This window comes from Rhodococcus wratislaviensis (genome assembly GCF_900455735.1).
GTDB classification, from domain to species: domain Bacteria; phylum Actinomycetota; class Actinomycetes; order Mycobacteriales; family Mycobacteriaceae; genus Rhodococcus_F; species Rhodococcus_F wratislaviensis.
In genome coordinates, this window is the sequence record NZ_UAUI01000020.1 from 41,949 (window position 1) to 52,088 (window position 10,140).

Annotated in this window: 4 protein-coding genes; 3 read left to right on the forward strand and 1 reads right to left on the reverse strand. The window is 67.6% G+C overall.

Annotation, left to right across the window (positions count from 1 at the left end):
* Positions 1-50 precede the first annotated feature (50 nt).
* Positions 51-1,313 carry a pyridoxal phosphate-dependent aminotransferase gene (locus DTA22_RS21920; RefSeq protein WP_005238257.1) on the reverse strand — a complete coding sequence of 421 codons (1,263 nt, stop codon included), beginning with the start codon at positions 1,311-1,313 and terminating at the stop codon, positions 51-53.
* A 139-nt stretch (positions 1,314-1,452) separates the two neighbouring features.
* Between DTA22_RS21920 and DTA22_RS21925 the strand changes: the two genes are divergently transcribed.
* The 3 genes from DTA22_RS21925 to DTA22_RS21935 form a co-directional block, all read left to right on the forward strand.
* Positions 1,453-2,853 (forward strand): carotenoid oxygenase family protein, encoded by a 1,401-nt coding sequence (locus DTA22_RS21925; RefSeq protein WP_112300885.1) that lies wholly within the window; start codon positions 1,453-1,455, stop codon positions 2,851-2,853.
* Between the two features lie 24 nt (positions 2,854-2,877).
* Positions 2,878-4,827, forward strand: a complete 1,950-nt coding sequence (locus tag DTA22_RS21930; RefSeq protein WP_112300880.1) for a S9 family peptidase — start codon at positions 2,878-2,880, stop codon at positions 4,825-4,827.
* A 204-nt stretch (positions 4,828-5,031) separates the two neighbouring features.
* Positions 5,032-10,140: non-ribosomal peptide synthetase (locus DTA22_RS21935; RefSeq protein ID WP_146777790.1), on the forward strand; the 5,109-nt coding region annotated here is incomplete at its 3' end.

The following is a 10,140-nucleotide window of genomic DNA, read 5'->3' on the forward strand; positions in this document are numbered from 1 at the left end:
CCCCCAGGAGACACGCAAGCGACGCGCGTGTCGCTTGCTGTGTCTCGATCCTACTGCTTGTAGCTGGTGAGGAAATTTCCGAACCGCTCGATGGCGACAGCGAGATCACGCGCCCACGGCAACGTCACGATGCGGAGGTGATCGTGGTCCGGCCAGTTGAACCCGGTGCCCTGCACCATCAGGATCTTCTCCTGCAGCAGAAGGTCCTGGACCAGCTTCTCGTCGTCGTAGATCTCGTAGACGTTCGGGTCGAGGCGGGGAAAGGCGTACAGCGCGCCCTTCGGCTTCACACAGGAGACACCCGGAATCATGTTGAGCCGTTCCCAGGCCACGTCACGCTGCTCGAGCAGTCGCCCACCCGGCAGGATCAGGTCTTCGATGCTCTGGTGCCCACCGAGCGCCACCTGGATGGCGTGCTGACCGGGCACGTTCGGGCACAGACGCGTCGACGCCAGCAGGTCGAGTCCCTCGAGGAAACCCGCGGCGTGTTCCTTCGGGCCCGTGATGGCCACCCAACCGGACCGGTAACCGGCGACGCGGTACGCCTTCGACAGGCCGTTGAACGTCAGGCACAGCAGGTCCGGGGCCAGCGTCGCGAGTGAGATGTGCTTGGCGTCGTCGTAGAGGATCTTGTCGTAGATCTCGTCCGCGAGGAGCAGCAGCTGATGCTTGCGCGCCAGGTCGACGAGCTGCTGTAGCACCTCCATCGAGTACACCGCACCCGTCGGATTGTTCGGGTTGATGACCAGCAGCGCCTTGGTCTTGTCCGTGATCTTCGACTCGATGTCCGCGATGTCGGGGTTCCAGTCGTTGCCCTCGTCGCACAGGTAGTGCACCGGGGTGCCGCCGGCGAGGCTCGTCATCGCCGTCCACAACGGGTAGTCCGGTGCCGGGATCAGCACCTCGTCGCCGTTGTCGAGGAGCGCCTGCATCGTCATCGTGATGAGCTCGGACACGCCGTTGCCCAGGTAGATGTCGTCGACGTCGAGTTCGGGGAACCCGGCGACCAGCTCGTAGCGGGTGACGATCGCGCGCCGCGCCGACAGGATGCCCTTGGACTCGGAGTACCCCTGCGCGTACGGGAGCGCGGCGATCATGTCGCGCATGATCACGTCCGGCGCGTCGAAACCGAACGGCGCAGGGTTGCCGATGTTGAGCTTCAGGATCCGGTGGCCTTCCGCCTCCAGCCGGGCGGCGTGGGCATGTACCGGTCCACGAATCTCGTAGAGCACGTTCTGAAGCTTGGTGGACTGCTCCAGCTTGCGGTGCGGCATGCGGTGATGGCCGTGGTCTGGGTTGCTCACGAGCGTCATTCTCCCACTCCCGGGCAACCGGATTTCTACTGGTGGGTATCAGACCGCCGTCGCGTCGTCGAAACACCCCGCCCGCGCAGGTGGCCGCCGTACCCTCGAGAGGGGGTCGTGTTCACCGCGCCCGGAGGGAATGACGCACATGTCAGCACCGGTATCCCGTCGCCCCGCACCCGTCGACGTCGCGCACCACAGCCATCTCGTCGGGGTGTTCGCGCCGCAACGGGAGGAGGTGGACGTCCGGGATCTCGAGGTGATCGGCGAGCTACCCGCCGATCTTCACGGCGCATATCTCCGCAACGGGCCCAACCCCCGGTTCGATCCGATCGGGACGTACGTCTATCCGCTCGACGGCGACGGCATGGTCCACCGTGTCGAGCTGGCCGACGGTGCCGCCCGGTACACCAACCGCTTCGTCCGAACTCCGATGGTGCAGGCGGAGGAGAAGGCCGGGCACGTCATCTGGCCCGGGGTCACCGACCTCTACACACCGACGGAGGACGAAGTCGGCCCCGAACTCGCGGGGACGTCACGCGAGCTGCCCGACATCAACATCGTCCGGCACGGCGGACGGCTGCTCGCGATGGCCGAGACCACGCTGCCGTTCCGCCTCGACCCCGCCGACCTGAGCACGGTGGGACGGGAGAACTGTGACGGCGCCATGGGAGTGGGGAGCACCGCGCACCCCAAGATCGACCCGGTCACCGGACAGATGGTGCTGTTCAACTACATGCTGGAGGCCCCGTACCTGACGTGGTCGGTGGTCAACCCCGACGGCTCGGTGGCGCGAACACCGACGGTGGTCGAGGGTGCGGACACCCCGCTGATGATCCACGACATGGCACTCACCGAGCGCTACATCGTCCTGATGCTGTGCCCGCTGGTCTTCGACATCGCCGCCGTCCTGACCGGCGGGTCCGTGCTCGACTGGCGGCCCGAGGACGGCACGAGGATCGCGCTGGTGCCCCGCGACGGCGGTCCGGTCCGGTGGACGACACACGACGCCTACTGGGTGTGGCACTTCGCGAACGCCTTCGATCTGCCCGACGGGAGGGTGAGCGTCGACTACGTGGAGTGGACGTATCCCGGCGGGTTCGCGAAGGCCGCGGAGCCGTCGCTCGGCTCGTTGGTTCGCGCCGTCGTCGACCCCGGCAGCGGACGGGTGACGCGAGAAGTGGTGTGCGACCGCGACGTCGAGTTCCCGCGGGTCGACGACCGTGAGCTGACCCGCGGGCACCGGGCGGTTGCGACCGTCGGCAAACTCGACCGCAGCCAGGGCCGGCAGGATTCACTGTGGTTCTTCGACACGGCCCGCGGCACCGAGTCGCACTGGGATCCGGGGAGCGTCTCGGTGGGTGAGCCGATCTTCATGCCCGGCGCCGAGCACGAGTACTGGGGAATGATCGGCACCGACCGGGGCGACATGTCGTCCTGGTTCTTCGTGCTGCCCGCCGACGACCCCGGGTCGGGGCCGATCGGGAAGGTGCGGCTGCCGATCCGGGTTCCGGCGGGCCTTCACGGCGCGTGGCTGCCTGCGGAGTAGCGGACGGCGGAATATCCTCGGCGGATGACCTCTGCGCCTTACGGTTCCTGGCCCTCCCCGATCGCGGCGGCGGATCTCGCCTCCAGCGGCCACCCCGTTGAGGGCGGCCGGTACGTGGGCGACGACGTGTGGTGGTCGGAACTGCGACCCAGCGAAGGTGGGCGGGTCGCGGTGCGGCGCCTCGGTCTGGACGACGAACCGGAAGATGTCCTGCCCGCGCCGTGGAACGCCCGCACCAGGGTTCACGAGTACGGCGGCGGCGCCTGGACCGTCACCGACGCCGGCCGCCTGGTGTTCTCCGAGTTCAGCGATCAGCGCCTGTACCTGCTGGAAGGCGGGACGCCGGTGCCGCTGACACCGGAACCGCCGCAACCCTGCTCGCTGCGGTACGGCGACCTGTCGGTGATCGACGGCGAGGTGTGGGCCGTGCGCGAGACGCACGACACGGACGGCGGCGTCTCCCGCGACATCTGCGTGATTCCGCTGGACGGGTCGGCGGCGAACGATCCGCATCGAGTGCGGTCCGTCGTCGCCGGCTCCGACTTCCTGGCCAATCCGCGGCTGTCCCCGGATCGCAGGCACCTCGCCTGGATCGCATGGGACCACCCCCAGATGCCGTGGGACGGCACCGAGCTCAGGGTCGTGGCGGTCGAGGGCGGCCGCGTGACAGGGAAGGTGCGGACACTTCTCGGCGGCCCCGAGGAATCGGTGCTGCAACCGGAATGGGTCGGTCCCACCGAGCTGTACACGATCAGCGACCGCAGCGGCTGGTGGAATCTCTACCGCGTCGGCATCGACGATCCCGACCCGGTCGCGTTGTGCCCGATGGACGCCGACTTCGGCGGCGCGCTGTGGATGCTCGGCGGCCGCTGGCACACCCGCCGCGACGACGGCACGCTCCTGACCGTGAGGACGTTCGGAACCGACACCCTCGCCGTCCTCGATCCCGCGACCGGTTCGCTCGTGGACATCCCCCTGGACGGGCTCACCAGCGTCGGCCTCGGTGACCGCAACGGCAGCCGGATCCTGCTGCTCACCGGCGGCGCCCAGACCCCGTCGGGCCTGCGCGAACTCGACCTCGACACCGGCGCACTCCGCACGGTCCGGCTGTCCGTCACCGAACTTCCCGAGGCGGCATATCTCCCCGAGGCCCGGCAGTTGACGTTCCAGGGCGCCGAACGCGAAGTCCACGTGATCGCCTACCCGCCGCGTCACCCGCGGTACCGGGGCGGGGACGGGGAATTGCCGCCGTATGTGGCGTTCGTGCACGGCGGACCCACATCGCGGGTCGCGCCTTCGCTGAATCCCGTGTTCGCGTTCTTCACCAGCCGCGGCATCGGCGTCGTCGACGTGAACTACGGCGGTTCCACGGGATACGGTCGCGAGTACCGCAACCGGTTGCGGGGACAGTGGGGGGTCGTCGACGTCGAGGACGTGGTGACGGCGGTGACCGGCCTCGCCGACGCAGGCATGGCGGACCCCGGCCGGCTGGCGATCGAGGGCGGATCCGCCGGCGGGTGGACCGTGCTCGCGGCGCTGACCACGTCGGACGTGTTCGCGTGCGGTGCGTCCTACTTCGGGGTGGCCGAACTCGACGGGTTCGTGAAGGAGACACACGACTTCGAGTCCCGGTACATCGACGGCCTGATCGGCCCGCTACCCGAGGCGGCCGACCTCTACGCCGAACGTGCACCGCTGAACAACGTTGGCGGACTGAACTGCCCGGTTCTGCTCCTGCAGGGTCTCGACGATCCGATCGTGCCGCCGTCGCAGGCGGAACGGTTCCGGGATGCGCTCGTGGAGAAGGGCATCCCGCACGCCTACCTCGAGTACGAGGGGGAGTCGCACGGATTCCGGAAGCTGGCCACTCTCATCAGCTCGCGTAACGCCGAACTGTCCTTCTACGGCCAGGTACTGGGTTTCGAGCCACCGGACATTCCGCGACTCGAACTCTGGCGGCCGGCCAACGGCTGACCGTCCACTCGGAATCCGAAGGTTGTGATGCACAAAACAAACCACTTGTTGTGCTCTTCGCTGATCGCCGAGATAGAGACCGCGCGGTATGAACGGAGCTAGCTATCGCGTGGGCGGCTGGGCCGCGGGTAGCGTCGAAGAGAGGAGTCGATAGCCGCAGCTGAGTGAAATGGGTGCTCCCTTCGCGCGCTTCAGTGTCGATATATGGATTGCCGAGGGCCGAGGGTGTCATCGCTGGACGATCTCGATACGAATCCGGTCCTTTCGGACACCGTGATAACGAATGTCGTGCCCCCGTCCGAGCTGTTCCCACTCTCCGCCGCTCAACGTGGAATGTGGTTCGCCCAGCACCTGCTGGGCGACGTTCCGATCGTCATCGCTCAGTACGTCGAGGTCGGTATCGCTGATCTCGACATCGGCCTGCTCGCACGTATCGGACCCGCCGCCCTCCGGGAACTCGGTACCGGACTGCTCCGAATCGTCGAGTGGGACGGTGAGCCGCTCCAGACGGTCGACGAGTCGCTCGGCTTCGAGATGACGCATCTCGACTTCCGTTCCGATCCTGATCCGCGGGCCGCGGCCCACGCGTGGATGCGCGCCGAATACAGCAATCCGATCGATCTCCTCCACGATCGGCTGATCCGCTCGGCAATGTTGCGCGTCGCCGACGACTGCTACTTCTGGTACTCGCGAATTCACCACATCGCCCTCGACGGCTTCGGTGCCATGACGTTCATGTCCCGCGCCGCGGAGCTGTACACCGCGGCGGTCGAGGGTCGCCCGCCGGCCGAGTTCACCGCGAGTGGATTGCGGGAGGTCGTCGAAGAAGAGGCGCGCTACCGCACCTCGAGCCGGTTCGAGACGGACCGCAAGTACTGGGCCGAGCGCAGCAGCAATCTTCCCCAGACGATCAGCCTCGCAGGGCGAGCGGCCGAGATCGGCGCGCCGTCGCTGGTGAGCAGCGCACCGCTGTCCGCCGCTACGACAGCCGCACTGCAGGGTCTGACCGACCGGGAACCCGGGGCGACGTTCGCGACAGCCGCCGTGGCCGCCGTCGCAGCATTCCTGTCCCGCCTGACCGGCCAGGACGACGTGGTGCTGAGCTTGCCGGTCTCGGCACGCACCACCGCCCGGTTGCGCCGCTCGGGCGGCATGATCTCCAACGTCCTTCCGATCCGACTCTCGGTCGGAGACGAAACGACGTCCGTCGACTTGATGAGATGCACGCAACTGGCGCTGACCGGAGCGCTGCGTCACCAGAGGTACCGGCACGAGGACATACGACGTGATGCGGGCGTTCTGGGTGGTCGTCGCGGCTTTTTCGGGCCGTCGATCAACATCATGATGTTCCACGACGAGATTCGGCTCGGTCCGTCGATCGGCCGGCTCCACGTGCTGACCACCGGTCCGGTGGAGGACCTCGCAGTGAACATCTATCCCGGTGTCGCAGGCGACGTGGCGCAGGTCGACTTCGAGGCCAACCCGAATCTGTACACCGAACAGGACCTGCGCGGTCACCATGCCCGGTTCCTCGAATTCTTTGCCGCCTTCGCCGCGTCAGCTGCCACCGACCGCATCGCTGCTCTCGCCGTGCTGCACGCCGACGAACGCGCGGATCTCGTGCCATGTCGCGGTCCGCGGGCAGAGCCGGAGCGGCTCCTCCCCGACTTGCTGGCCGCCGGCGTTGCCGCCTCACCGGACGCAGTCGCTATTCGGGCGTCGGGACGGAAGGTCACCTACCACGAGCTCGACCAGCGATCCAATCAACTGGCGCGACTTCTGATCGAATCGGGGGCCGGGCCGGAAACCTTCGTCGTGCTGAGTCTTCCCCGGTCGGCGGAATCACTCGTCGCGTTCTGGGCGGTCGCCAAGACCGGGGCCGCCTTCGTGCCCGTCGATCCGAAGCTCCCACCCGAGCGAGTCGCGCACATGCTGTCCGATTCGGGGGCACAGGTGGGGCTCACGCTTCACGAACTGCGTGCAACACTGCCCGACGGCATTCACTGGCTCGTCCTCGACGACGACGAGGTGCGCGCCCGCTGTGACCGCGAGCGGGACACGGCGATCGGCGACGTGGATCGCCGCGCCCCGCTGTCGGTCCACCACCCCGCGTACATGATCTACACATCGGGATCGACCGGGCTTCCGAAAGGGGTCGTCGTCACCCACAGCGGCCTGTCGAACTTCGCAGCCGGCGCCCGCCCGGAACTCGGCATTCACGACGAATCGCGGATGCTACGGTTCTCGTCGGCCAGCTTCGATGCCTCGGTATTCGAGATGATCCAGGCCTTCAGCGCCGGTGCCATGATGGTCGTCGCCCCGCCCGAGGTGCACGGTGGAAGCGACCTCGTCGACCTGCTGAGCGAACAGCACGTGACCCACATCGTCACAGCTCCCACGGTGATGAACACAGTCGATCCGCGTGGGCTCGAACATCTCGAGGCGGTGGTGGTCGGCGGGGACGTATGCACCCCCGACCTCGTGGAGCGGTTCGGCCAGGTGTGCCGCTTCACCAACAGTTACGGGCCGACCGAGACGACCATCATCATCACCGCGGGTGAGCCGCTGACCCCGGGCGCACCGATTTCCATCGGCCGGCCGATCCAGGGGGCGAGCCTCGTGGTGCTCGACCGCAAGCTCCGTGCCGTGCCCGTCGGGGTGGTGGGTGAGCTCTACCTCGCCGGCCCCGGAGTCGCACGCGGCTATCACCACCGGCACGGGCTGACGGCGAACCGATTCGTGGCCAACCCCTTCGGTGAGCCGGGGTCTCGCCTCTACCGAACCGGTGACGAGGTGCGCTGGGTGCGGCCATCGCAGGGAGCCGAGGCGAAGCACTACACGCTCGAATTCGTCGGCCGGTCCGACACCCAGGTCAAGATTCGTGGCTTCCGCATCGAACTCGGCGAGATCGACTCGGCACTGCTCGCCCAGGACGGCGTCAACTTCGCGGCGACGGTGGTTCATCGGACGGCGGGCGGCACGACGGCGCTGGTCTCGTACGTGCGCCTCGACACCGGTCGTGAATTCGATCCGGTCGCGATTGTCGAGGGCGTCGCCGAAATCGTGCCGTCCCACATGATCCCGTCGGCGGTGATGCGGCTCGAACACGTGCCGGTGACGGCGGCCGGCAAACTCGACCGCAGTGCACTGCCTCAACCACACTTCGGATCAGCTGAACACGAGTTCCGCGCCGCGTCGACACCGGCGGAGGAGCAGCTCTCGCGTCTCGTCGCCGAGGCGCTCGGCCTCGACCGGGTGAGTGTGGACGACAGTCTCTTCGCGCTCGGCGGCGACAGCATCGTCGCGATGCAGATCGCCGCCCGAGCCAGGGAGTTCGGTCTCAGCTTCAGTGCGCGGACCGTGTTCGAGCACAAGACGATCGCCGGAATCGCCGCAGTGGCGGTCCCGGTGGAGGCAGAATCGGCGGTCGCCCTCGAGGAGTTCGAGGGCGGCGGCGTCGGGCGTGCCCCGCCGACCCCGATCATGTGCTCGATGCTCGAGCGGGGCCCCTTCGACGACTTCTTCCAGGCGCTGCTGCTGACCTTGCCCTCGGATGTCGATCCTGATCGGTTGAGCGCGACGCTCGCGGCGGTGCTCGATCACCACGATGCTCTGCGTTCGAAGTTCTTCCCCGACGGGGACGGTGCCTGGACGTTCGAAACGACGGCCGTCGGTAGTGTGCCGGCCGGCGATCGGATCTCGAGGATCGTCACGGCGGCGGCACCCGGCAGCCGTGCGTTCACCGACGTGGTGAGCGCCGAGTGTGCGGCGGCGGCGGCTCGCCTGGACCCGGAACACGGGATCATGCTTCAGCTGGTGTGGTGTGTCTCCGAATGTGCGGGTGCACCAAGTCGACTGCTGGTTCTCGCGCACCACCTGGTGGTGGACGGTGTGTCGTGGCGCGTGCTGTTGCCGGACCTCGCCACGGCGTGGCTGCAGCTGGGCGCGGGGCAGACGCCGACGCCGGCCCCGGTGGGCACATCGTTCCGCCGCTGGGCGAATGGGCTGCAGGACGCGGCAGATCGAGGAGCGCACAGAGCCGAATTGCCCTATTGGCGAGAGGTTCTCAGCGGCCCCGACCCACAGATCGGCACACGTCCGATCGTGCCCACGATCGACACGATGCGCACTACCGAGCGGGTGCACATCGACGTGAGTTCTGCAGTGACCGATGCGGTGCTCGCCCGACTTCCTGATGTGTTCGGCTGCGGCGTCAACGACGGACTCCTGTCGGCGCTGGCGTTGGCGGTTGTGCAGTGGCGACACTCGCACGGGATCGACGAACGTTCGGTGCTGCTGACGTTGGAAGGCCACGGGCGCGAGGAGGAGGCCGTGGCCGGCGCGGATCTTGCACGTACCGTCGGTTGGTTCACCAGCGCCTTCCCTGTCCGGCTCGATCTGCCGGCCGTCGATCTCGGCGGGGCCTTCGAGGGTGGACACGCTGCCGGTGTCGTGATCAAAACCGTCAAGGAACAACTCGTCGCGGTGCCTGCCCGTGGCGTCGGATTCGGATTGCTCCGGCATCTCGACGAGAGCGCGAGGCCGATTCTCGGGGGTCTTCCGGAGCCGCAGATCAGTTTCAACTACCTGGGCCGCATGGGCGTGCAACACCTCGGCGACCTGCAGGATCTCGGCTGGATGCCCGACCCCGATGCGCCCGACCTGAATACAGCGAGCGGATCCGGCATGGCCGTGGCCGCGGTGATCGACATCAACGCGATGGTAGTCGACAGCCCCGAGGGACCCCGGTTGACGGCATCGTTCGCGTATCCGACCGGGGTGATCCGCGAGTCCGACGTCGCAACCCTCGCGGATCTGTGGCGAAGCGCCCTCGACGGTCTTGCCGCTCACACTGTTCAGCCCGTCGCGGGTGGTCTGACACCATCCGACTGCCAGCTGGTCACGGTGAGCCAGAGTCGGATCGAGCGTTGGGAACACTCGCATCCGGGGCTGCGGGAGATCTGGTCGCTGTCCCCGTTGCAGTCCGGGCTGCTGTTCCACTCGACGCTGGCCGCCGATTCGCTGGACATCTACACCGCGCAACTGCGCATCGACCTCGAGGGCGCGGTCGACTCCGCGCGGTTGCGCCGTGCCGCCGCCGGCGTTCTCGCACACCACGCCAATCTGCGTGCCGCATTCGAGTTCGACGACCACGGTATCCCGGCGCAGTTGGTTGTCGACACCGTGGACGTGCCGTGGCGTGAGGTGGATCTGACCGGGTACGGGTCGGCGGCCGGAGAGGAACTCGAGCGCCTCCTCGACGACGACCGCGTCGCCCGATTCGACCTCGCCCGCCCCCCGCTGGTGCGTCTG

Bases quoted from the DNA above. Each gene is read 5' to 3' on its own strand.
- DTA22_RS21920 (WP_005238257.1), bottom strand. From the start codon at position 1,313: ATGACGCTCGTGAGCAACCCAGACCACGGCCATCACCGCATGCCGCAC.
- DTA22_RS21930 (WP_112300880.1), top strand. From the start codon at position 2,878: ATGACCTCTGCGCCTTACGGTTCCTGGCCCTCCCCGATCGCGGCGGCG.
- DTA22_RS21925 (WP_112300885.1), top strand. From the start codon at position 1,453: ATGTCAGCACCGGTATCCCGTCGCCCCGCACCCGTCGACGTCGCGCAC.